The following is a 21,070-nucleotide window of genomic DNA, read 5'->3' as shown; positions in this document are numbered from 1 at the left end:
TCGTACACAGCGGCCGTTCTCTCGTACTTCGTGACTCGACATCTCGAAGCGTGGAGAACGGCCGCCTCCGTTGTCTCGGGAAGAAGCGCCGATCAGTCAGCAGGTCGAGTGACCGGCGAGGTAAAACGCCAAGCTGAGGCAGGGACGAAGTCGTAGGGGGAGAGGGAGCGCGCGCCGCTACCGCTGGCGCTTCTGCTTCCACTCCCTGACGGCTGCCTCGATGTCCACCGGCGCGAGGTGGAGCGGCGGGCCCTCCAACGGGCGCCGCATCGCAGCATCGATCTTCTCGTTGACCTCTGTGAGGATCTGGCGCAGCACACGCTCCGACGGCGCCTTCCGAGCAGTCTCGACCGCCTCCTCAACCTCACTACGGATCGCCATGGACGGCGGCATGTAGGTCAGGTTCTCGCGCTCCATCTTCTCCCGGACCCACCACATCTCGTGGTACGGCTGGTTCTCGTTACGGAGCGGCTTGCCCGCGCCGGACAGGTTGTCGAACTCGCCACGTTCTGTCGCTTCTCGGATCTGCTTGTCGATCCAGCTCTCGAAGCTGAGACCTGGTGGCTTGCGTTCCGTCATGGATCGTCCTCCGAAGCGCGTGGGCAGGGGTACCTCATCCGACAGGAGAAGGCATGGCGCAAGGCTCTTGGCTATACATTGCGATCATATCGCCGCTGTCCGCGATCGGTCAGGGTGCAATTGAAATGTCAACGCCCCCGGCCAAGGGGCTCGAGTGGCACCAGCGGCAGCTCCGGCGCCGTCAGCCGGTCACCGTCGAAGCCGCGCATCTCGCCGAAGAGCGAGCCGATCTGCTGGTCCTCCCGGGCCTTGCGGTGCCGACAAACCATCCACCCTGGCCACGGACTTGATCGCCGGTCTCGGCGCTGGCCTGTCCACGCACGATTCGGCGCAGCAGTTCAGCTGCGCGACCGATTTTGCGAACCGTGAACTTCGCTCGCGGGCGGTGGTCAGGCGGGGAGTCGGCTGGAGAGCGGGGGCGGGGTCCAGGGGTCGGTGCGGTGTTTGGTGGAGGTGACGCCGTGTTCGTCGTGGAGGTGTTCGGGGATGGCGTACTGCATGACCCGGCCGCGGGTGAGGGAGCTGAGTTCGAAGCGGGTGGTGAGGTCGCCGAGGCGGTCCAGCGCCCAGGCTCCGAGCGGGGAGGAGTCCTCGATGCGCTCCAGGATGCCGAGCAGGGTGGGGGCGAGGGTGATGGCCTTGTCCCAGGTGGAGCGCGGGACTTGGAGCCAGTCGGCGCAGGTGTCGCCGATCAGGTAGCGGATCAGAGCGGGGACGACCGGGTCGAGCAGGGTGCCGGGCACGACCTGCTCGTAGAGGTCGATGAGTTGGCGGGTGAGCGTGGCGCCTTCGTCGGAGGGGCCCATGTGGCGGGCCATGTAGAGGTCGGAGAAGTCGCGGGCCTCGGCCAGATCGGCGGGGGCGGCGCGGGTGTCGATGCCGACGATGGCGCCGACCACCCGCCAGGCGTAGAAGTAGGCGTCGGCACCCTCGTTGGAGATGTGGATGCCCATCCGGTGCAGGGCGTCCAGCACCTGGATGGAGAACATCATCTGACCGCCGATCATGTCCTCCTGGCAGATCGGCACGCCGAGGGCGGCTTCGTCCCAGCGGTTCTCGCGGCGCAGGTGGTGGCGGATGGAGGCGTGCAGCAGGCGGACCTTCTGGGCGGCCGGGAGGAACCTGCCGCCGGCTTCGAAGGCGTCGGGCCGCATCAGGTAGAGGGTGAACTGGCCGGTCTCGGCCATCCGCTTGGAGGGGTAGTCCAGTGAGTGGGTGGCGCTGAGCAGGCGGGCGACGTGCGGCACGACGTAGCAGGCGGGCATCGAGGCGAAGGACAGCGCGGTGGAGATGTGGACGTTGTTGCGGATGAAGAAGAGCCGGGCCTTCTCCATCTGGTCCCAGTCCACCCAGTCGGGTGGGGCGGCGGTGGCGTGCAGGTAGTCGTGGGCCTCGTCGGGGACGTCCTCGGGCAGTGGCTGGCCGGTCTGGGCGACCCAGCGCATCAGGGTGTTGAACTTGCCGATGTCACCGCGCTCGAACAGCGCGTCCACGACGGTGTCGGCCAGCGGGTCGCCCGTCAGGCGCAGGGCGTCCATCGCTTCAGGTGTCACGGTCATCGGGGTGCCCCCTCGTTCGGTGCGGCGGGTCAGGAGGTGCGGGCGGTCGCCGCGGCGACCAGGTCGGCGAGCGCGCCTGCGGCCCGCGGCGGGAGTGCGGCCCGGGCGAGCGCGGTGCGGGCGGCGGCGGCCCGCTCGCCGATCATCTCCTCGACGCGGGTGCGGGCTCCGGAACGGACCATGATCTCCCGCAGCTCGTCGAGTTGGGCGGTACCGAGGTCGTCACGGCCCACCAGGGCCTGGAGTCGCGCACGGTCGGCGGGTATCGCGCCGGTGAGGGCGTGGGCGAGCAGCGCCGTGGGCTTGGCGCCTGCGAGGTCGTCCAGGTTGGACTTGCCGGTGCGCCGCGGGTCGCCGAAGACGCCGAGCAGGTCGTCGCGGAGCTGGAACGCCTCGCCCAGCGGCACCCCGTAGGCGGTGAAGACAGCGAGCAGGGCGGGCGGAGCACCGCCGAGCAGGGCGCCCAGATGCAGCGGATGCTCGACGGTGTATTTCGCGGTCTTGTAGCGGATGATCTCAAGTGAGCTCTCCGCGTCCGGTGTTGCGCGGGTGCGCAGGATCTCCAGGCACTCCCCGGCGATCAGCTCGCGGGCGAGCGTGGCCCACAGCGGGCGGGCCCGCGCCAGGTAGGCCGCGGGCAGCCCGCAGGCGGCGAGCAGCTGTCCCGCCCAGGACATCAGCAGATCGCCCACCAGCATCGCCAACGCACGCCCCTGGGCCTCGTGTTCGGGCCCGTCGGCGACGGTCCGGCGCAGGGACAGGTGCGCGGTAGGCACACCGCGGCGGATCGGACTGTCGTCGATCAGGTCGTCGTGGACCACGGCTGCCGCGTGCACCAGCTCCATCGCGGACGCGGCTCGGACCATGGCCTCGCTGTCCGGCTGGCCCGCGGCCCGCCAGCCCCAGTAGGCGAACGCGGCGCGCAACCGTTTGCCCTCCGCCACGGCCGCACGCAACTGCTCCGCCACCGGCTCCAGTTGGACGTCGATGGCGACCAGTAGCTCGGTCTCCTGCCGGACGAAGGCGCGCAGGACCTCGTCGACCCGCGCCCTGAGCTCTGGGCCCTGCAGCAGCTCAGGCATCGGGCGACGGCTGGCGGGAGGCTGCCGCTCGTCGGGCCACAGCCTCCATGTGCGACTCGGAAGCGGGGGCGAGGCGGCCCAGCAGCAACTCGCCGCGCGCCCGCAACTCCTCCTGCCCGTCCGCCGCCACCTCGTGCAGGTCGGAACGGCCGAGCACGCCGCGCATCCGACGCAGCAGCCCCTCGGCCTGCTCCAATCCCACATCGATGACACCGGCCATGACCTGGACCACCTCGGTCCCCCGATCGACGCGCGCTCCCGCACTCCCCTGTGCTGACACGACTCTCCCCGCCCTCCCCAGTGACACGGGCTGCAGCGGCTGTCCGCCGGACGGCGGTGCACGGCACCCGCAGGCGCCGGTGATCCTTCCCCGGCACAGAGCAGATCACCGTGAAGTCATTCGAATCAGCTATTTCCCTGACAAAGCACGCCGGCGGGGTCATGCCTTGTGGTAGAGAGTTCCACGCCGCGCGGCACCGCACCCGACCGGTCTACCTGCTGGCCAACTCCCTTGGCCAGCAGGCGTGGAAGGAACCCAGTGATAGATCTCAGCAACTACGGGCTGCTCTGGCCTGCCGATCTCTTCATCGCCGAGGCCAACCACATCGCGGCGTCCGGCCGGCGGGACTGGACCTCCAGGGCCGCATGGCTGCTCACCGAGACGTTCCAGGGATCCAGTGCCTGTTCGGACTTCGAGAACCTGCCCGCCGCGGCCCCCAAGACCGACGACCCATGGGGCCGGCCCGACCTGCCCGCCTGGGTCCAGGCCCCGGCGCTGACGCAGAGGACGTGGTTCCGCGAGTTGGTCGACCGGACGAAGGAGATCAAGCACTTCACGGAGCCCCGCCCCTACTGGCCTCACCACCAGGGGCGGGTCACCCCCCAAGGCGCCGGCGCACCCGGACTCGGTGCGCCTCGGGTTCGCCCGGCTGGTCATGGAGATGCACGGCAATGGCTACCTTGTCGAGCAGTTCGGCGAGGAGTGCATCGACGTCGACGAGGAGCTGCCGGACGCAGCCGAGGTCTTGGAGCTCCGCTTGGGCATCGCGCAGCTGTGGCCCGTCAAGCCCCAGCAGTGGGACGAGGACACCTTCTTCGGCTTGGTGGAGGTCTTCCACGATCTGATGTCGCGTCCGCGCGACCGCTATTTCCATCCCTTCAACCAGTGCGGCTGGCACCACCGGGAGTTCCACGCCGGCCCCGCCCGGGTGCTGTACCGGTGGCGGGTGAACCGGCTGCTCGACAGTGCTGGGATCCACTTCCGGCTGGCCGATGAGGGAGAGGACCAAGGACGCCTGGTGGCCGTGACGGATGACGCCCGCGCCGACCTCGTCCACCGGGCCCTGGCCGTCACCGACCCCGACATCAAACAGCGCACCGCGCACGCCATCGCCCTCTACCGCGGACGCGGCGCAGCCGTCGAGGAGAAGCGCTCGGCGATCATCGCCCTGGCCGGGATCCTCGAGGAGCGACGCGACCTGATCCGCACCGAACTCGGAAAGCCGGATGACGGCGCATTGTTCGTGATCGCCAATAAGTTCGAGATCCGTCACCGTGACGCCTCCCAGCAGGAGGACTATGACCCGGCGTTCCTCGACTGGATCTTCTGGTGGTACCTGGCCACGGCCGAACTCACCACCACGCTTGCCGGGCGCCTCCCTTGATCTGCGGGAAACAGCTCCTGAAGTACCGTCAAGTGCATTCGGCAGTAAGCTGGATGAGCTCTGTCGACAGGGCTTGGGGGGGATGATGGCGGGTCGCTTCACCGCGTCGTTACGTCAACTGATGCGGGCAGCCATGGCCGCGCCCGACCGGGAGATCCCGTTCTTCGGCGACTCGCCGGAGTCCGTGCTGTCCCTGGAGACGCTTGGCAACGTGGCCGAGATCGTCTACGACGCACGCGACCGCCTGGCACCCGGCACGGCCGGCGGGGAAGAGGCGGACCTGGAGGCGATCTACCTCGCCGCCTGCTTCCACTGGGCGCGCTGTCAGCACCTTCCGGCGGCGGAGTCCAGGCCGGACCACGATGCGTCCGTCTTCCTGTTCTCGGTGGTGCACGCGGTGCGGCCGGACGCCGTTCCGCAACCGCGCCGCAGCCACTTCGCAGCTCTGACACCCCCGTTGCAACCCCCAGGAGAGGTGATGCACGCGGTGGCCGTCGTGCTGTTTCTCCAGAGCGTGCAGGCCCGGGACCGGGACCGGCTGGCCCAGGCGGCGATGATGATCCAGCAGGCTCGGGAGATGCTGCCGACGCACCAGCTCGACCCGGCGATCACCTTCAACCTGGGCTCCGCCTACGCCGAACTCTTCGCCCTCGGCGGGAACAGCGACTTCATCAAGATGGCGGTCGCGATGATGCGGGAGGCCATCGCCGCCTGTCCGGCCGATCGGCCGGTGCCCGAAGCGATGCTGGTCGCCCTGAAGAGGGCGCGCGCCGCAGTACCGCCGTCCGCCGTGGCGGACGAGGCCGGCTCCGCCGGTGCGGTGGCGCACTACACGCGGGACGGGGACCCGGCTCGGCTCGACGTGCTCATCGCCGACACGCGTCGGGCCCTGCGCCCGCCGACCGTGCCGACGGCGGACCGCGTCACTGCCCTCGCGCAACTGGGCGACTGGCTGCGCATGCGGTTCGAGGTCAGGGGCGATCTGGAGGACCTCCAGGAGTCGATCGACTGCCTGCAGGAGGCCCTCGACACCGGTCAGGACCCGGCGCTGCGGGCCCTGGCCGCATCCTCCCTCAGCCTCGCCCACCTGGACCGGTTCACCGGTACGCAGGACCACGCCGATCTCGAACGGGCGACCGTGCTCGGCCGGTCCGCGCTGGCGGGCAGCAACCCGCTGTCCGAGACCCACGGCCAGGTCCTCACCAACCTGGGCGCCGTACTGCAGGCACGGTTCCACGCCCACGGTGACCTCGCGGACCTCGGCGAGGCCGTTCGGCACCTTGAGTACGCGGTCGCCGCCACCTCGTACCAGCAGCACGACCACGCCGTCATGCGGATCAAACTGGCCGTGGCCCTGCGGACCCGCGCGAGAGGCACCGGAGCGGCCGCCGATCTCGACCGTGCCGTTCAGTTGCTGCGGGGCGTGGCCGAACTGCCCCCGGCCGACGGTCCCCATCAGCAACTGGCCCGCCTGGAACTGGGCGCCACGCTGACCGTGGCCGCCCAGGGAGCCGACGGCCTCATCGCGGCGGCAGCGCAGTACCGCGCCACCGCGCTCACCCCCACGCACGACGTGCGAACCCGGCTGATCGCGGCCCACGCGTGGGGATTGCACAGCGCGGTCGTCGGCGACCTACGGCAGGCCGGTTCGGCGTTCCGGGTGGCGCTGGACGACCTGCTGCCCAAGTTGACCGGACGAGCGCTCGGCAGGTCCTCGCAGGAGACCCAGCTGCGCGTGGCGGGGTCCATAGCGTGCGACGCCGCCGCCGTGGAGATCAGGGCGGGGCGACCTGCCGAGGCACTGGTCCGCCTGGAGCAGGGCCGTGGCGTGCTGCTGGCGCAGGCCTTGCGCCTGCGCGGCCGGTACGCCGAACTCGCCGAGGCATCCGCCGAACTCGCCGACCGCTTCGAATTGGTGTGCATGCGGTTGGTCGAGGAGCCTGGGACAGCCGAGGAGCGCAGAACCGCCGCCGAGGAGTACGACCGCGTGGTGGCGGACATCCGTACCCTCCCGGGGTTCACCCGCTTCCAGATGCCGCTCGAATGGCCGCGTCTGCGGTCCGCGGCAGCGCACGGACCGGTCGTGGTGCTCAACGTCTCCCAACTGGGCTGCGACGCCATCCTGTTGCGCCCGGCCTCGAGCCGCACCATGCTCGGCGCCCTGCTACGGCGCCCGGCCAGGACCCGCACCATCGTCGAAGTGGTACCCCTGGCCGGAGTCACCGAGCGGGAGATCGCCGACCGCGCACGAGGCTTCCTGGCCGCGGTCGCAGCACTGGCCGCCGCCGCCACCCCGTTCGCGGACCGGCTCGCGCACGATCGGACGGTGACGCAGACGCTGCGGTGGCTGGGGGAGTACGTCACCGGCCCGGTGCTCTCCCGGCTCGGGCTGGACCGCCCGGTGGCGCCCGGACAGCAGTGGCCGAGGCTGTGGTGGTGCCCCACCGGGCCGCTCTCCCTGCTGCCGCTGCACGCTGCGCGCCGCCCGACCGGTGACGGGCGCACCGACGACACCGGCGGTTACCTGGACGATCTGGTGGTGTCGTCCTACACGCCCACGCTGGAGGCGCTGTTGCACGCCCGCGAGCGGTCCGCACCGGCGCTGCAACGGTGGTCGGCGGTCGCGGTCGGCGTGTCGCAGGCACCGCCGCTCGCCCCCGACACCCTGGTGCACCAGCCGTTGCCCGCCGTCGAGGAGGAACTGGCGGCACTGGACGAGTTGCCGGCCCGCCGACTCCGGCTCAACGACACCCAGGCGACCCCGCAGGCCGTGCTCGCCGCGCTGCGCACCCACACCCACGCACACCTGGCCTGCCACGGCGTGTACGACCCGGCCGCCCCTTCGAACAGCCGACTGCTGCTGCACGGCGGCAGCCTGACGGTCCGTGATCTCACCACTGAGCGCCTGTCGGACGCGGAGTTCGCCTACCTGTCCGCCTGCCACACCGCCGCTCCGGGCGACGCGCTGCTGGACGAGATGATCACCCTGGCGTCCGCGTTCCAGCTCTGCGGCTACCGCCAGGTGATCGGCGCGCTGTGGACGGTGGCGGACGCGATCGCCCCGCAGCTCGCCCGGGAGGTGTACCGGACGATGGCCACCGCGCGACCTGGCACCGACGCGGCCCACGCGCTGCACCGGGCGGCCCGGCAGCTGCGCAGCCAACCGCACTACGCCGCACCGCTCTTCTGGGCCTCAGTCATCCACATCGGGCCGTGACAGGCGCCGATTCACGACGGACGACACGGCTGCGCCGCGAAACCGGTGAAGTCACCCTGGGCCTTCGGCGACGGCGCTAGACTGGCTGCGGACCGCTGCGGCGCGGGGGCGTCCAGGGGTGGAACTGCCGTTCACGCCGCGGGGTTCGGGGGGTCAGGGGACCGGTCCCCGGGTCCGGGTCCGGGTTCGGCGACGGGCACGAGGCAGGAGGAACAGGGTGTACGACGATCGGGCCTACCTGGCCGCATTCTGCCGAACGCTGCCCCAGCTCAGGGCAGCCATGCACCAGAGCGGCCGGGCCACTGAACTCGACGGTGCGGTGAGCGCGCTGAGCGCCGGTACGCCGGTCCTGGAGGTACTCGCGACGCTGGGCATCCCCGTGCACGTGCTGACCGGCGCCGGTGTGCAACGAGGCGGTGAGCCCGGGGACCTCATCCCGGGGGTGGCCCGGCGCGCGTCCGGTGAGTCGTACCGGTGCCCTGACCAGCGGTGCAGCCTGGAGCTCGTCCGCGAGCCGGGCGGCCCGATCCCGGCGGCAGGCCGCTGCTGGCTGCGCGACGAGCCGCTGCTCGTCTGCGAGGCATGACCAGGTGAACCCCTTTCTCGACGAACTCGGCAAGAGACTCGCCGAAAAGTGGGTATCGGCGCTGGTCGTTCCCAGCCTGTCGCTGATGGCGACGGCGAGTGTCGGGGCGCTGCTCGGCCAGGAGGACGCCCTCGACTGGCGAGCGGCGGGCCACCGGATCGGTTCGGCGGCCACGGCGGTCTCGTACTGGCCCGGCATCGGACAGCTCGCGGCACTGGTCGCGCTCATCGTCGCCTCCGCGGTCCTCGGCGCGTTCGTCCAGGCGTGCGCCGAGGGATGCCAGCGGCTGTGGGTGGGCGACTGGCCACGAGTGATGCAGCCGCTGGCGGACCAGCTCGTCGCCCGCAGAAGCTCCCGCTGGCATGACCTGCAGGCCCGGCTGACCGCACGCCGGGCGCAGGCCCTACCCGACCAGCGCTCCCCGGGGACGCTGCGGGCGCTCGACGACCTGTCCGTGCGGCGTGACCGGATCGCACTCGCCGCACCGACCAGACCGACCTTCACCGGCGACAGACTCGCCGCGACCGCGACCCGGGTGCGCAACCAGTACGGCATCGATCTGGCCGCCTGCTGGATGCGACTGTGGCTGGTACTCCCCGAGGACGCCCGGGCCGAACTCCGCGCGGCACGCGCCCGCCTGGATGCCGCGGTGACCGCCTCGGTCTGGGCAGCCTGCTACGCCGTACTCGCCGGCTTCTGGTGGCCCGCGGCCGTGATCGCGCTCGTGCTCTGGCTCACTTCCTGGCACCGCGGCCGGCTGGCCGCAGCAGGTCACGCCGAGCTGATCGAATCCGTCGTGGACCTCTACCTGCGAAAGCTGGCGACCGAACTCGGCACCCTCGCGCCGGACCAACCGATCGACCCACAGGTCGGCATCGGCGTGACCCGGATCGCCCGCAAGGGAGCCTGAGGCCGGACCGCCCGAGGGGACCCCACCCTGCGGGGGCCGGTCCGGACTCTGCGGACGACAGGTCGAGCACAGCGCCGGGCAGGTGGTTCCGAACCGGCGGCTGCGCCGCCTTCACCGAGCCCGGACAGCCGCCGTCACCGTCATCGGCCTCGGACTCGACTTCCCCCACGCCGTCCAGGCCGCACGCATCCTGCGCTACCGCACCGACCCCAAGACCGGCACCGTCAGCCGCCAAACCGTCTACGCGATCACCGTGCGCCGTTCGGAAACTCATCGCTGGTGCTCGCGGCGGGTCTGGCGAGCCGTCACGGCCTCCTGGAACCCTGTCCGGTGATCGTCTCACTGGTGTACAGGGTGGCGCGGAAGCTGCTCGCGGTTCCGGCAGTACTGCTCCGTCGGGACACGGCCAAGGACGCCGAACTCCTGGCGCTGCGGCATGAGAACGCGGTGCTGCACGGGCAACTCACCGCACCAGTGCGGTACGAGCAGGCAGACCGGCTGTGGTTCACGGCACTGTCCTCGCTGACCCCCGGAGCCGGTGGGCGAAGGTGTTTCCGGTGACGCCCGGGACTCTGCTCGCGTGGCACCGCAGGCTGATCGCCCGGAAGCGGGACTGCGGCAAGCGGCGGGGCCGGCCCGGCAGGCCGCCGACCGCGAGCGCGCTGAAGGCGCTGGTGCTGCGGCTGGCCAAGGAGAATCCGCGCTGGGGCTGCCGTCGGATCCAGGGCGAACTGGTCCGCCTCGGGCATCCGATCGGCGCGACGACGGTCTGGGAGATCCTGACGGCGGCGGGCGTCGATCCGGCCCCGCGCCGCGGTGGGCCGACGTGGCGCGAGTTCCTGACCGCGCAAGCCGAGGGCGCCATCGCCTGCGACTTCGTGCACATCGATCTGGTCGACCTGCGCCGGGTGTACGCGCTGGTGTTCCTCGAGCACGGCACACGACGGTTGCACGTCACCGGGGTGACCGCCCACCCGACGGGCCCCCGGGCGGTGCAACAGGAGAGAATCTCGCGGTCGAGTTGGGCATCCGGCTCGATTCACTGCGCTTCCTGATCCGCGACCGGGACGCGAAGTACACCTCGTCGTTCGACGCTGTCTTCGAGGCTGAGGAAGTAGCGGTCATCAAGACGCCGCCCCGTGCTCCGCGAGCGAACGCCCACTGCGAACGAGTCATTGGCACCCTGCGGCGAGAAGTCCTCGACCACCTGCTGATATGGAACGAGACCCACGCCCTGAAGTTCCCCCCTGATCTTGGACAGCGGGTGCTTACGCTGCGGGGGGTGAAGTCGTGCTGCAGCCTGGCTCGGGTTTCGAGTGGGGTGAGGTACCCGAACTCGGGGTGCCTGCGGAGCCTGGTGCGGTTGTATTCGACTTCGATGAAGCGGAAGACGTCGGCTCGGGCCGCTTCCCGGCTGTCCCAGACGGTGGTGCCGATCTCCGCTTTCAGCAAGCCGAAGAAGCTCTCGGCTGCGGCGTTATCGTAACATATGCCGGTTCGCCCCATACTCTGTCTCAGGTTCAACTTCCTTATCTCCTGGCGGAATTCGCTACTCGTATACTCGCTGCCGCGGTCGGTGTGCATGATGCAGCCCGGCTTCAGGCCGCCCCGGCCGGCGGCCATTTTCAGGGCGTCGGTGACCAGTTCGGCGCGGTGGTGGTCGGCCATCGCGTACCCGATCACCTCGCGGGTCGCCAGGTCGATGACCGTGGCCAGATACCACCAGCCCTCGATCGTGGGCAGATATGTGATGTCGCCGACGAGCTTCGTACCGGGCCGCTTCGCGGTGAAGTCGCGGCCGATCAGGTCGGGGGCCGGGGCGGCCTTGGTGTCCTGTTTCGTCAGGTGGCGGCGCCTGCGGCGGGTGATACCCCGGATGTCGCGCTCGCGCATGATCCGCTCGACCTTCTTCCGGTTGATCGCACGGCCCGTCCGCCGCAGTGCGGCGTGCACGCGCGGGACGCCGTAGGCTCCGCGCGAGGAGGCGTGGATCTCCCTTATCTCCTGGGCCAGTTCGTCTTCTGCCCGCTGCCGCTCGGCGGCGGCCGGCCGACTGGCGAGCCAGGCGTAGTAGCTGGTGCGCGGGAGCTTCAGAACCCGGCACAACAGCGCGACACTGAAGCCGTCAGGTCTGTCCTCGGCAGCCCTCTCCGCGTCGATGAAGCGGCACAACGTGCCTACTTCATCGTCTCCTTCGCGAAGAAGGCCGCGGCTTTTTTCAAGATCTCGATCGTCTGCTGCTGTTCCCGGTTCTCCCTGCGCAGCCGCTGGAGCTCGTCCTTCTCCGCCGTCGTCAGCGCGCCTGGCGCCCCCTCGCCGCGGTCGACCTTCGCCTGTTTCACCCAGCCGCGAAGCCCCTCCGGACTCACGCCCAGCTCCCGGGCGATATCGGTGACGTTCCGATGGGGCGAGGACCGGACGAGCGCGATCGCGTCCCGCTTGAACTCCGCCGTGTACCGCTTGCTCATGTTGCTCTTGCCACTCACTACCTGGACTGCTTCCTCCGGGACTCAACCGTCCCAGTATCAAGCTGTCCAGATCAACGGGGGAACTTCAGGCGTCGCCTACACCTTCACCAACGACGCCCAGGGCAACCGCGTCACGACCAGCTCCAGCGGCGCGACCATCCGAACCGCCACCTGGGACATCAACAACCACCTCCCGCAACTCGCCACCGAAACCAACGCCACAGGCGCGGTCACCGGCGACTACGGCTACGACCCCCTCGGCCTACCCCAGTCCCAGCGGACCAGCGGTGCCACCTCCTACGACCACCACGACTGGCTCGGCTCCATCACCGACCTGACCGACGCCAACGGCATCCAGCAGACCCGGATGTCCTACGACGCCTTCGGCCAGCAGACCACCACAGCCATCACCAGCAACGCACCGACCAGCGCCTTCGGCTTCGCCGGCCAGTACAACGACCCCACCCTGACCGGCAACCAGGACGACCGGGCGCGCGAATACAACCCCTCCACCGGACGGTTCACCGGGCGCGACCCACTCTCCGCATCCGCGCCGTACGGGTCGGCCTACGCGTACGCCGCCAACGCACCGACGCTCCACACGGACCCCAGCGGCATGGCCCCGACGGACCCAGACGACCCGAACGACGTACCGTCACTGGGCGACCTCGACCCGGAGAACATGTCCCCGTGGCAGGCGATCGGCAGCGGCCTGAAAGCCGGCTTCAAAATGCCGTTCCAGTTCGTCGGCGATATCTGGGATGCCTTCACAGGGCAAAACGGAGGCGCCCACGGATTCGTCGACAAGTACCTCCCAATCAACCAAGCCCGAGCGGAATACATCGCGGCTGCCAAGCTCCGCTCCTTCGGCTGCAACAACGTCGCCGACCTCGTCCAGAAACACGCCGACGAACTCTCCACGCAGGTCGTCCTCAATCTACTCGGCGGGCTCGACAGCTGGGCAAGCCGAGCGTTCGGCGACCGCGAACCGTGGTCCTCGGCCGTGGCCGGATCCGGTAGCGGGGCAGCTGCAGCCGTACCGGATGTGCAGGACCTCGGCGCCATGACAAACTTGGGAGAGACCAGCATTTGGGAGCTCTCGTCTCGCGATAAGGGGCTGGCCTTTGAGGAGCACATGGGCTTCTCGAACCTTCCGGCCGGATACAAGGCATTCGATCAGTTCGAGCCGGACACCGGGATCGCCCTGAGCCTTAAGTCGATGGACACCACCCTGCCGAGCTTCCAGCGTGCCGGAATGTTCTTCCAGCGACTGAAAAGCGCCATCGACGATGCTAAAAACTATGATGGCGACGAACGTCGCAATCCTGGAGTCTTGACCCCGGATATGATCAAACAGCGCGTAGTTTACGTCATCACAAACTCAAGCGCGCCCCTCACGGACCTGCAGACACAGCAGATGACCAAGGCGGTACAATATGCCCACGATAACGGAGTGACGCTGCTATTCGGCAGCTCTTCCGGCTAGACGAAAGGTGGGGATGTATGGGTTACGAGTTTCATATAACCCGTGCAGAGTTCTGGCCCGAGAGCTCAAGCGACCCCATCGGGGTTGAGGAATGGGAGGCGCTCGCCGACTCGAGCACTCTCCTCCGGGAGGATGGATACATTAAGTGGGTGGACATTGGGAGGCAGAAGGTCTATGCAATTCCCGGTGAAGCCGCTTCTTTCTCCTGGAGGCACGGGCGGGTCGATATTTCAGGCCGCTACACGGACGGCGTTCAGGCCGTTGCGGAGTTCCTTGCTGATGCTCTCACTGCACATGTATTCGGCGATGATGAATAACCCTCGCTGAGCGACCGCGCAGCCTCTGCTCGAGCAGCAGGGGCTGCGCAACCGATTGAAAGTCCGACTGGGCAGCGTTGCCCTTGCCGAGAACCTCATCCACAGAGCCGACGAGCTCCGCGGCATGATGATCGCCCGTGCTGCTACGACTGGCGTACCTGGGTGTGACGAACGCGTTCGCGATCCTGCGACTGCTGCCGATGACCGACCGCGAGAAGGACATGGAGATCCTGGCCCTGCGCCATCAGATCACCGTGCTGGAACGGCAGCTGAGCGGACAACGGGTCCGCTTCGAAGCGAGCGACCGGGCGCTCCTGGCCGCACTGCTGCAGCGATTGCCGACCCAGGTGCTGCGTCGGATGCGGTTACTGGTGCGGCCCGACACCGTACTGCGCTGGCACCGCGACCTGGTCGCCCGCCGTCACGCCGCCCGGTCCCGGCCGAAGCGCCCAGTGGGCCAACTTCCTACGCTCCCAAGCCGATGCACTTCTCGCATGCGACTTCTTCGAAACGGTCACCATGTCCGGAGCCCGGCTGCACGTACTCACAGTGATTGAGCATGCCAACCGGCGGATCCGGCTCCTCGGCGCCACCGCACACCCGACCGCGTCCTGGGTCACACAAGCGGCGAAGAACCTCGTCATGGACCTCGAGGATGCCAGCTGCCAGGCACAGTTCCTGATCCGGGACCGGGATGGGAAGTTCCCCGAACTGTTCGACGCCCTCCTCAAAGACGCGGGAATCCAGGTCGTGCTCAGCGGGGTCCGCATGCCGCGTATGAACTCCCTCATGGAGCGCTGGGTGCAGACCTGCCGCCGCGAGCTGTTGGACCGGGCCCTGATCTGGAACGAGCGGCACCTACTCCACGCCCTGCGGGAGTTCGAGAAGTTCCACAACTCCCACAGGCCACACCAGGACATCGCAAGCGCCCGCCCCTGTGCCCCCAGCACGCTCTGCCGACATGCCCGACCACCCGGCGAACCTTGGACCCGTAACCACCCAGTCCAAGGAGGAGCCAACCCATGGGTCAGCGTACGAAGCGCGGCAGGGTCTACCGTCGCTGCGGCTGCCAGGACGAGCACAAGAAGCAGCTCGGCCCCTGGTGCATGCGGCTACTGGAAGACGCCAAGCACGGAACCTGGACCTACGCCGTCAACCTCGCCCGCGAGGACGGACAGCGCCGCGTCCGCCGCAGGGGCGGCTTCGCCAGCCACGCCGAAGCCGCCCGCGAGATGGCCGCCGTCCTCGACGGCGAGCTGCGCGGCGTCTACGAGAACCGCCGCACCACCGTCGCCGGCTACCTGCGCGAATGGCTCACCACATCGTGCCCCTCGCGTGTGCGTGCGTAGTCGCTGAGCAGGCGTTCGGAGTCGGCGGTGAAGCGTTCAAGCAGAGTCATTCCTTCTCCTGCCCTGCCTGCTTCGCCGTACGGGGCGAGCAGGTCGTAGCAGGCGCGCAGTGTTGATGCGTGACGGTCACCGTGGGTCTGCGCCATGGCGGCGAGGACTTGCTCCTCGAGCTTGCTGGCCTCCTCGGCTTGTCCTACCTCTTGCAGGGCAAGGGCCAGAGCGGCCCGGGAACGCAGGGTGTACGGGTGAAGGTCTCCAAGGAGCTGCTCGGAGCGAATCCCGACCTGTTTCAGGCCGTTGATGGCGTCGGCGTGGCGTCCAGCCTTCAGATAGGAAGCCGCCAGGGAGGAGCGGGCACGCCAGGTGTCGGGGTGGTAGTCGCCGAGGAGGCTTCCGGAGTCCGCGGCGACCCTTTCTCCGAGGGTCAGGGCTTCCTTGATGCTTCCGGCTGCTCGGTACGCGGCGGACAGAGCGGCCCGAGCGTGCCAGGTGTCGACGTGATCATCGCCTAGGAGATGCTGCGCGTCGCTGGCGACTTGCTCCAGCAGGGCAACGGCCTCTGCCGTCTGTTCGGCCTTCAGGTAGGAGGCTGCGAGGTCGGACCGCGCGCGCCAGGTCTCGGGATGCAGGTCGCCCAGATATCGCTCGGAGTCGGCCACCACTTGCTTGCCCAGGGAGACGGCTTCGTCGATCCGGTCGGCTTCCCGGTAGGCGGCTGCCAGGTTCGTACGGGACCTCAGGGTCGTGGGATGGCGGGCGCCCCGGAAGATTTCAAGTCCAGTGAGACGGTCGTGACGCTATGAGGTTTGTGGTGCGGGTTCCCTGCGCTTGGCGGGGTCGTTGATCCACGCTGTCTTCGGGATCTCGGGTGGTCTGGGGCGGCGGCCGAAGCGTTCGGGGTGGCGTGTGTAGGCCTCGGCGAGGGTGACGGCCCGCTGGTCGCGGATCTCCTCGGCGGTGCCGAAGTGGACGCTGGCGGGCGTGTGTAGTCCGATGCCTGAGTGCCTGTGCTCGTGGTTGTAGTACGAGATGAAGGCGTCGAACCATTCGCGGGCGTGGGCCAGGGATTCGAACCGTTCGGGATAGTCGGACATGTACTTGGTGGTCTTGAACTGGGCTTCGCTGTAGGGGTTGTCGTTGGAGACCTTCGGGCGCGAATGGCTTCTGGTGACGCCGAGGTCGATCAGCAGCTGGGAGACCTTCTTGGAGGTCATGGAGGTGCCGCGGTCGGCGTGCACGGTCTCGGGGACGATGCCGTTGCGCGTGATGGTGTCGCGGATCAACTCCTCGGCTCGCTCGGCTGATTCGGCCGCCTCGACGGTGTGGCCGACGATGTAGCGGCTGAAGATGTCGATGATGACGTAGGCGTGGTACCAGATGCCCTTGCTTGGGCCGGCCGCTTTGGTGATGTCCCAGGTGAAGACCTGCGACGGGCCGTCGGCGACCAGTTCGGGCACCGTCTTGGCCGGGTGGGTGGCCTGGCGGCGGCGCTCACCGGACTGCCCCCGCTCACGCAGGATCCGGTACATCGTGGAGACCGAGCAGTGGTAGTGCCCGGTGTCCAGCTCACGGGCCCAGATCTGCGCGGGCGCCAGCTCGGCGTACTCGGGGCTGTTCATCAACTCCATTACCGCGTCACGCTCTTCGGCCGTCAGGGCCGACGGCTGGACCTGCGGCGACCTTGGCTCGCGCACGGGCGTCGGCTTCAGGCTGCGGTAGTGGGTGGCCCGGGAGCGGCCGGTCAGCCGGCACGCGGCTGTGACGCCCAGCTCGTGTTCGACGGCGGCGAACGCCTCGTCCACGACGGGATCGGCGGCGTGCCTCAGTCCGCGCTCTCGGAGATCATTTCCAAGAGCGCCGACGCTTTTCCCAGGACCTCCAACGCGGCCTTGTTCCGGGCGAGTTCCTTCTCCAGCCGTTCCACCTGGCGGCGCAGCTTCTCGTTCTCGACCTCGGCGGCGGACTTCTTCGGGCGGGCCGGGCTCGTGCGGTGGTCGACCAGGTTCTCCAGGGCCCCGGCATCGCGCGCGGCCCGCCACTCGGTGACGTGCGAGTGGTACAGGCGCTCGCGGCGCAGGACCGCGCCCTTCTCGCCCTCGGGCGCGGCGTCGTACTCGGCCACGATCCGAAGCTTGTACTCGGGACTGAACGTGCGGCGCTTCGGCCGGGGAGCCGGGTCGGCTGCGGACGGATTGGTGCTGGTCATCAGGGGTGGAACTCCTACTCGGGCCCTCTCAGGCTAACCCGACAAAGCGGGACGTCTCACCCAAGGCTGACAGAGAGGGCCCAGAAGAGACTCGCAGTCGGCTACCACCCGTTCCTCGAGGGCGATTGCGTCGCTGGCGCGGCCTGCCCACCGGTAGGAGAAGGCGAGTGCAGCGCGGGCGATGACGGTGTCGAGGTGCCTTTCGCCCAGGAACTGCTCGGAGTCGGCCACGACCTGTTCCCCGAGGGCGACGGCCTCCCCGATCCGTCCTGCCCACCGGTAGGCCAGGGCCACGGCAGCGCGGGCGACGAGTGTGTACGGGTGGTGGCGGCCCAGCAGGTGCCCGGAGCTGGCCACTATCTCTTCCCCGAGGGCGACTGCTTCGAGGACACGTCCGGCTCGCCAGTAGGTCAAGGCGACGGCGGAACTCGCGGTGATGGTCAGGGGGTGCCGCGTTCCGAACCGTCGCTGACAGTCGGCTCGGGTCTGCTGACCGAGTGCGGTTGCTTCTTCGATGCGGCCCGCCCAGCAGTAGGCGAAGGCCAAGAGGCACCGGGCGTGGATGGTCTTGGTGTGCTCCGCGCCCAGAAGTCGCTCGCTGGGGGCCACAAACCGCTGCCAGTGGGTGACCGCCGCGGCATGAGAGGGCGGTACGCAAGGATTCGCCCGACTTATCCCTGTCGCGGGATTGACCTGCAGGACAGGGCAGTTCGCGGGCCTCCCACTGCCCTCGCGGCCTGGGATCGGGACAGAGGGCTGTCCCAGCCGGGGCTCAGCGGCATACTGCGGTCATGAGTGAGGAATCGGCACGACTGGCGCGAGCCCTCGTCGAGTTCCGTGAGGCCGAAGGCATCTCGGAGCGCGAGCTCGCACGACGTACCTGGCTGAGTCACGCGACCATCAGGACCTTCGAACGCGACCGCGCGGGCCTGCCCACTCCGACCGTGGCCCGAACGTTCGAGGAAGTCCTCGGCTGGGCTCCGGGGAGCATCAAGGCCACGCCGTCCGAGGCGACGGGCCTTGTGTCATCGGCCGATTCGAGCTCAGGCCTCAAGTAGGCGCGCTGGTCAGGCCTGCTTGCCGGACGGCTACGGTCGCGGCAGGGCGAACAGGCCCGGTTCGGGCTCTGCCAGGATGTTGCGCCCGGTCAGGCGCTTGAGCTTCAAACGGACGTTGTTGATGTTGTTCGGAGCCGGGTCCAGGTCCATCGCCTCGCACACGCCCCGCGCGCGCAGCGGACCGTCTGCCTGGGCGAACACCACCATGATTTCCTGGTAGGCCGCCCCGTCCGGCACCTGCGGGGCGGACGCCGACGGCGCGGGCGGGTCCGGGTCGGGCAGCCCCAGCAGCGTCTTGCGGGTGATCCGCACTTCCTCGGCGGCCCGATCGAGCTCGTCCAGCACGGCGATGAGCCGCGTGATCTGCTCGCGGGTCTCTTCGGCCTGCGCGGCGATCTCTCGCTCGCGCTTCTCCAGACGCACCAGCACCGCCCCCAGGGTCAGGTCCCCGCTGGTCACGCGCCGCGCCATGACATCGCGCCGCCGGTCAGCCGACGGGTCATCACGTCGCTTATCGCCCAGTAGACCCGGGACTCGGCCGAGGCGGGGCGGTGCTCGTAGTCACGTACCAGTCGCCGGTGCAGCATCAAGATCCCGTTCGTCTGCTCCACCCGCCACCGGATCGGCTGCGGGACGAACCCGGTCTCGGCAGGGTTGCGTTCGACGATTTCGACGTCGATGCCCACCTGCTTGCCGTGGTCCACAACGGTCTTCTTGAACCCCTGGTCCACCAGGGCCTTCGTCACGGTGTCGCCACTGGCTACTGCGACCTTGTCGAGCAGGGCGGTGCCGAAGGCGTTGTCGTGGACGGAGGCGGCCAGCACGACCACGGCGATCACCAGGCCCAGCACGTCCACGGCAAGGCCCCGCTTGCGGCCGGGCACCTTCTTCGCCACGTCGCGTCCCGTCGTCTTGGCCGGCACCCCGGCCGCCGCGTGCAGGCTCTGGGTGTCGAGCACCACCAGGCTGGGGTCGGCTAATCGGCCCCTCTTCTCGCGGACCTGCCAGCGCAGCAGGTCATGAATGACCTGGTCGGTGCCGTCATTGCGCCACGTGTAGAAGTAGTACTTCACCGCGCCGGCGGGTGGCAGGTCGTGCGGGAGGTAGTCCCACTGGCAGCCGGTCCGGGACTGGTAGAGCAGCGCGTTGACGATCTCCCGCATCTCGTAGCGGCCTTCGTGGCCGCTGACCGAGGGATGCTGGACCTTCCACGAGGTGATCACCGGCTCGATCAGCGCCCAGCGTTCGTCGGACAAGTCGCTCTTGTAGGGCTTGCGGTCGCTCACGCAGTCACCTCAGCACGGCGCCAGCCCCGCGACCTGCCAGAGGTAGCAAGGCCACACGTTCAGGCGACGACAGAACGGACTTAATCTCTCATTCCGCCCACTGAAAGCCCGCAGTCGCCAGGCTGTGGCCGGCCCGCCTGAGAATCGGGTGGCTCTCGGGTTGCCAGAGCAGATCGCCCGCGCAGGACGCCAGTGCATCGGCGTTGCTCCGCAACGCGGCCGCCAGGTCGGGGTGTTCATGATCACTCGGGGGCCAGACGCCGGCCAGGGCATCGGCGGCAGCCCAGGCGGTGGCCGGCAGATCGCCGGGCAGGATGGTTTCGCGGGTGGCTCGAGCGGTCAGGGCATGTACCCGGACCGCACGTGGATCGTCTCGCCCGCCGCAGGTGAGGAGCCCGTAGCGGTGCAGTACGCGCAGCACTGCCTCTGCTTCGTCGGTGCTGACCGGGTCCGGGGTCGCGACGGTGGGTGCGGGCGGGGTGCGATGCGCGGTCAGGTAAGCCGCTGTAGTGGAGGCAACCCATAGCTCGCGGGGGTGGCCGGCCGGGTCGAGATGGGCGGCGAGGCGGATGGCTGCGGCGGCCAGGCCGACCGGCTCGCACTGCTGGGCGGCGTCGAGGGTCAGCAGTAGGGCGGCGGTGATCTGCCGACCGTAGCCTTCGCTGTCGGCTTCGCGGGGCAGCACCGCGTCGAGGCGTGCGCGGCGGTCGGTGAACCGCTGGAGGTAGGAAGTGCAGGGCACGTCCTCGTTGATCATGTACGAGGCGGCGTGCCCCAGGGCCAGCGGCAGGTGGCCCAGCTCGCGCACCATGGCCTCGGCTCGGGCGTCCAGCAGGTGGGGCGTGCCGGCGCCGGTGAATCGGTCGTGCAGATAGGCCGAGGCTTCGTTGGCGGTGTAGGTGCCGACCTCGACGACGGTTCGTCCGGCCCCCGACAGCCGCGCGTCTCGTAGTCGGGTGGTGGCCAGGGCTCGCCCGTTCGCGAGCCGAGAGCGTGGTGGCCACCAGCGGGAGAGCTCTTCGAGGTCGGTGAGGTCGTCCAGAACGATCAGCCATGAGCGTGATGTTGTGGCCAACCAGTCCAGGAAGGCGCGCGCGTCGGCTTCGGCGTCTTGCCCTTGTGCTCCAAGGATCTGGAGGCGGCGCGCGGCGAGCGCGTATTGAGTGGTGTGCATCGTGAAGTGGCAGGTCACGGGCCTGGTGTGATTCCGTGCCCGGGTGCTCGTGCTGGTCATGCGCGGCAGTCTGGCGTGTAGATCATCGGGCAGGGAGGTCTTCGTGGGTTCTGGCCCGTTCCAGCCCGC

The 21,070-nt window shown here is 69.0% G+C and carries 20 protein-coding genes and 4 pseudogenes; 10 read left to right on the top strand and 14 right to left on the bottom strand.

Going from position 1 to position 21,070, the window contains the following annotated elements:
- Positions 1 to 177 precede the first annotated feature (177 nt).
- The 5 genes from OG403_RS27625 to OG403_RS27605 form a co-directional block, all read right to left on the bottom strand.
- On the bottom strand, positions 178 to 579 hold the full coding sequence (locus tag OG403_RS27625; RefSeq protein ID WP_329568921.1) for a J-domain-containing protein: 402 nt from the start codon (positions 577 to 579) through the stop codon (positions 178 to 180).
- Between the two features lie 128 nt (positions 580 to 707).
- On the bottom strand, positions 708 to 848 hold the full coding sequence (locus tag OG403_RS27620) for a hypothetical protein (RefSeq protein ID WP_442910999.1): 141 nt from the start codon (positions 846 to 848) through the stop codon (positions 708 to 710).
- A gap of 120 nt (positions 849 to 968) precedes the next feature.
- Positions 969 to 2,138 (bottom strand): oxygenase MpaB family protein, encoded by a 1,170-nt coding sequence (locus OG403_RS27615; RefSeq protein WP_329568919.1) that lies wholly within the window; start codon positions 2,136 to 2,138, stop codon positions 969 to 971.
- A gap of 29 nt (positions 2,139 to 2,167) precedes the next feature.
- The gene (locus tag OG403_RS27610; protein ID WP_329568917.1) at positions 2,168 to 3,220 is read right to left on the bottom strand and encodes a polyprenyl synthetase family protein; all 1,053 of its coding nucleotides are present in this window, start codon (positions 3,218 to 3,220) and stop codon (positions 2,168 to 2,170) included.
- A complete protein-coding gene (locus OG403_RS27605) occupies positions 3,213 to 3,440 on the bottom strand; it encodes a hypothetical protein (protein ID WP_329568916.1) in 228 nt (75 codons plus the stop codon). The genes OG403_RS27610 and OG403_RS27605 overlap by 8 nt, the downstream gene beginning before the upstream one ends.
- 318 nt (positions 3,441 to 3,758) lie before the next feature.
- Here OG403_RS27605 and OG403_RS27600 point away from each other — a divergent pair.
- From OG403_RS27600 to OG403_RS27580, 5 genes and pseudogenes are all read left to right on the top strand, one after another.
- Positions 3,759 to 4,884, top strand: a pseudogene (locus tag OG403_RS27600) (hypothetical protein).
- Between the two features lie 121 nt (positions 4,885 to 5,005).
- Positions 5,006 to 8,101: a CHAT domain-containing protein gene (locus OG403_RS27595; RefSeq protein ID WP_329568912.1), complete on the top strand. Its 3,096-nt coding sequence runs from the start codon at positions 5,006 to 5,008 to the stop codon at positions 8,099 to 8,101.
- A 217-nt stretch (positions 8,102 to 8,318) separates the two neighbouring features.
- On the top strand, positions 8,319 to 8,687 hold the full coding sequence (locus OG403_RS27590; protein WP_329568910.1) for a hypothetical protein: 369 nt from the start codon (positions 8,319 to 8,321) through the stop codon (positions 8,685 to 8,687).
- An 85-nt stretch (positions 8,688 to 8,772) separates the two neighbouring features.
- Positions 8,773 to 9,597 (top strand): hypothetical protein, encoded by an 825-nt coding sequence (locus tag OG403_RS27585; RefSeq protein ID WP_329568909.1) that lies wholly within the window; start codon positions 8,773 to 8,775, stop codon positions 9,595 to 9,597.
- A gap of 330 nt (positions 9,598 to 9,927) precedes the next feature.
- Positions 9,928 to 10,831: pseudogene (locus tag OG403_RS27580) on the top strand (integrase core domain-containing protein); the annotation flags it as partial.
- A gap of 83 nt (positions 10,832 to 10,914) precedes the next feature.
- On the opposite strand, the pseudogene OG403_RS27575 reads toward OG403_RS27580, so the two are convergent.
- Together OG403_RS27575 and OG403_RS27570 are read right to left on the bottom strand one after the other, a co-directional pair.
- Positions 10,915 to 11,769 (bottom strand): annotated as a pseudogene (locus OG403_RS27575) (IS3 family transposase); the annotation flags it as partial.
- 5 nt (positions 11,770 to 11,774) lie between these two features.
- Complete coding sequence (locus tag OG403_RS27570) at positions 11,775 to 12,083, bottom strand: transposase (protein ID WP_329561174.1); 309 nt, start codon at positions 12,081 to 12,083, stop codon at positions 11,775 to 11,777.
- Between OG403_RS27570 and OG403_RS27565 the strand changes: the two genes are divergently transcribed.
- The 4 genes and pseudogenes from OG403_RS27565 (at position 12,064) to OG403_RS27550 (ending at position 15,217) form a co-directional block, all read left to right on the top strand.
- Positions 12,064 to 13,551, top strand: coding sequence for an RHS repeat-associated core domain-containing protein (locus tag OG403_RS27565; protein ID WP_329568907.1), 1,488 nt, complete (start codon positions 12,064 to 12,066; stop codon positions 13,549 to 13,551). The two genes, OG403_RS27570 and OG403_RS27565, sit on opposite strands and share 20 nt — an antisense overlap.
- Before the next feature lie 17 nt (positions 13,552 to 13,568).
- On the top strand, positions 13,569 to 13,868 hold the full coding sequence (locus tag OG403_RS27560) for a hypothetical protein (RefSeq protein ID WP_329568905.1): 300 nt from the start codon (positions 13,569 to 13,571) through the stop codon (positions 13,866 to 13,868).
- Between the two features lie 137 nt (positions 13,869 to 14,005).
- Positions 14,006 to 14,813, top strand: a pseudogene (locus OG403_RS27555) (integrase core domain-containing protein); the annotation flags it as partial.
- 77 nt (positions 14,814 to 14,890) lie between these two features.
- A complete protein-coding gene (locus OG403_RS27550; protein ID WP_329572734.1) occupies positions 14,891 to 15,217 on the top strand; it encodes a hypothetical protein in 327 nt (108 codons plus the stop codon).
- Here OG403_RS27550 and OG403_RS27545 read toward each other — a convergent pair.
- From OG403_RS27545 to OG403_RS27530, 4 genes are read right to left on the bottom strand one after another with little or no spacing between them, the layout of a single operon-like run.
- Entirely contained in the window at positions 15,166 to 15,957 is a 792-nt protein-coding gene (locus OG403_RS27545) for a tetratricopeptide repeat protein (RefSeq protein ID WP_329572607.1), read from the bottom strand. The genes OG403_RS27550 and OG403_RS27545 overlap by 52 nt on opposite strands.
- A 57-nt stretch (positions 15,958 to 16,014) precedes the next feature.
- Positions 16,015 to 17,019: an IS3 family transposase gene (locus OG403_RS27540; protein ID WP_329560509.1), complete on the bottom strand. Its 1,005-nt coding sequence runs from the start codon at positions 17,017 to 17,019 to the stop codon at positions 16,015 to 16,017.
- 20 nt (positions 17,020 to 17,039) lie between these two features.
- Positions 17,040 to 17,423, bottom strand: a complete 384-nt coding sequence (locus OG403_RS27535) for a hypothetical protein (protein ID WP_329560511.1) — start codon at positions 17,421 to 17,423, stop codon at positions 17,040 to 17,042.
- A gap of 33 nt (positions 17,424 to 17,456) precedes the next feature.
- Complete coding sequence (locus OG403_RS27530; protein WP_329568903.1) at positions 17,457 to 18,032, bottom strand: tetratricopeptide repeat protein; 576 nt, start codon at positions 18,030 to 18,032, stop codon at positions 17,457 to 17,459.
- A 182-nt stretch (positions 18,033 to 18,214) separates the two neighbouring features.
- Here OG403_RS27530 and OG403_RS27525 point away from each other — a divergent pair, with 182 nt between their 5' ends.
- Positions 18,215 to 18,481 (top strand): helix-turn-helix domain-containing protein, encoded by a 267-nt coding sequence (locus OG403_RS27525; protein ID WP_329562113.1) that lies wholly within the window; start codon positions 18,215 to 18,217, stop codon positions 18,479 to 18,481.
- Positions 18,482 to 18,511: 30 nt separating this feature from the next.
- On the opposite strand, the gene OG403_RS27520 is transcribed toward OG403_RS27525, so the two are convergent.
- From OG403_RS27520 to OG403_RS27510, 3 genes are all read right to left on the bottom strand, one after another.
- Positions 18,512 to 18,940 (bottom strand): hypothetical protein, encoded by a 429-nt coding sequence (locus OG403_RS27520; protein ID WP_329562112.1) that lies wholly within the window; start codon positions 18,938 to 18,940, stop codon positions 18,512 to 18,514.
- Positions 18,937 to 19,767, bottom strand: a complete 831-nt coding sequence (locus OG403_RS27515) for an IS5 family transposase (protein WP_329562111.1) — start codon at positions 19,765 to 19,767, stop codon at positions 18,937 to 18,939. The genes OG403_RS27520 and OG403_RS27515 overlap by 4 nt, the downstream gene beginning before the upstream one ends.
- A gap of 88 nt (positions 19,768 to 19,855) precedes the next feature.
- The gene (locus OG403_RS27510) at positions 19,856 to 21,001 is read right to left on the bottom strand and encodes a hypothetical protein (RefSeq protein ID WP_329568901.1); all 1,146 of its coding nucleotides are present in this window, start codon (positions 20,999 to 21,001) and stop codon (positions 19,856 to 19,858) included.
- Between the last annotated feature and the right edge of the window lie 69 nt (positions 21,002 to 21,070).

The organism is Kitasatospora sp. NBC_01266 (assembly GCF_036242395.1).
Taxonomy (GTDB): Bacteria; Actinomycetota; Actinomycetes; order Streptomycetales; family Streptomycetaceae; genus Kitasatospora.
Note: the sequence above shows the minus strand (reverse complement) of the source record. Positions and strands in the feature narration are given on the sequence as shown.

What these genes read in the sequence shown, in the direction of transcription:
- OG403_RS27625 (WP_329568921.1), bottom strand. Translation starts at nt 579, where the DNA reads ATGACGGAACGCAAGCCACCAGGTCTCAGCTTCGAGAGCTGGATCGAC.
- OG403_RS27620 (WP_442910999.1), bottom strand. Translation starts at nt 848, where the DNA reads ATGGTTTGTCGGCACCGCAAGGCCCGGGAGGACCAGCAGATCGGCTCG.
- OG403_RS27615 (WP_329568919.1), bottom strand. Translation starts at nt 2,138, where the DNA reads ATGACCGTGACACCTGAAGCGATGGACGCCCTGCGCCTGACGGGCGAC.
- OG403_RS27610 (WP_329568917.1), bottom strand. Translation starts at nt 3,220, where the DNA reads ATGCCTGAGCTGCTGCAGGGCCCAGAGCTCAGGGCGCGGGTCGACGAG.
- OG403_RS27605 (WP_329568916.1), bottom strand. Translation starts at nt 3,440, where the DNA reads ATGGCCGGTGTCATCGATGTGGGATTGGAGCAGGCCGAGGGGCTGCTG.
- OG403_RS27595 (WP_329568912.1), top strand. Translation starts at nt 5,006, where the DNA reads ATGCGGGCAGCCATGGCCGCGCCCGACCGGGAGATCCCGTTCTTCGGC.
- OG403_RS27585 (WP_329568909.1), top strand. Translation starts at nt 8,773, where the DNA reads ATGGCGACGGCGAGTGTCGGGGCGCTGCTCGGCCAGGAGGACGCCCTC.
- OG403_RS27565 (WP_329568907.1), top strand. Translation starts at nt 12,064, where the DNA reads ATGTTGCTCTTGCCACTCACTACCTGGACTGCTTCCTCCGGGACTCAA.
- OG403_RS27560 (WP_329568905.1), top strand. Translation starts at nt 13,569, where the DNA reads ATGGGTTACGAGTTTCATATAACCCGTGCAGAGTTCTGGCCCGAGAGC.
- OG403_RS27550 (WP_329572734.1), top strand. Translation starts at nt 14,891, where the DNA reads ATGGGTCAGCGTACGAAGCGCGGCAGGGTCTACCGTCGCTGCGGCTGC.
- OG403_RS27535 (WP_329560511.1), bottom strand. Translation starts at nt 17,423, where the DNA reads ATGACCAGCACCAATCCGTCCGCAGCCGACCCGGCTCCCCGGCCGAAG.
- OG403_RS27525 (WP_329562113.1), top strand. Translation starts at nt 18,215, where the DNA reads ATGAGTGAGGAATCGGCACGACTGGCGCGAGCCCTCGTCGAGTTCCGT.
- OG403_RS27510 (WP_329568901.1), bottom strand. Translation starts at nt 21,001, where the DNA reads ATGACCAGCACGAGCACCCGGGCACGGAATCACACCAGGCCCGTGACC.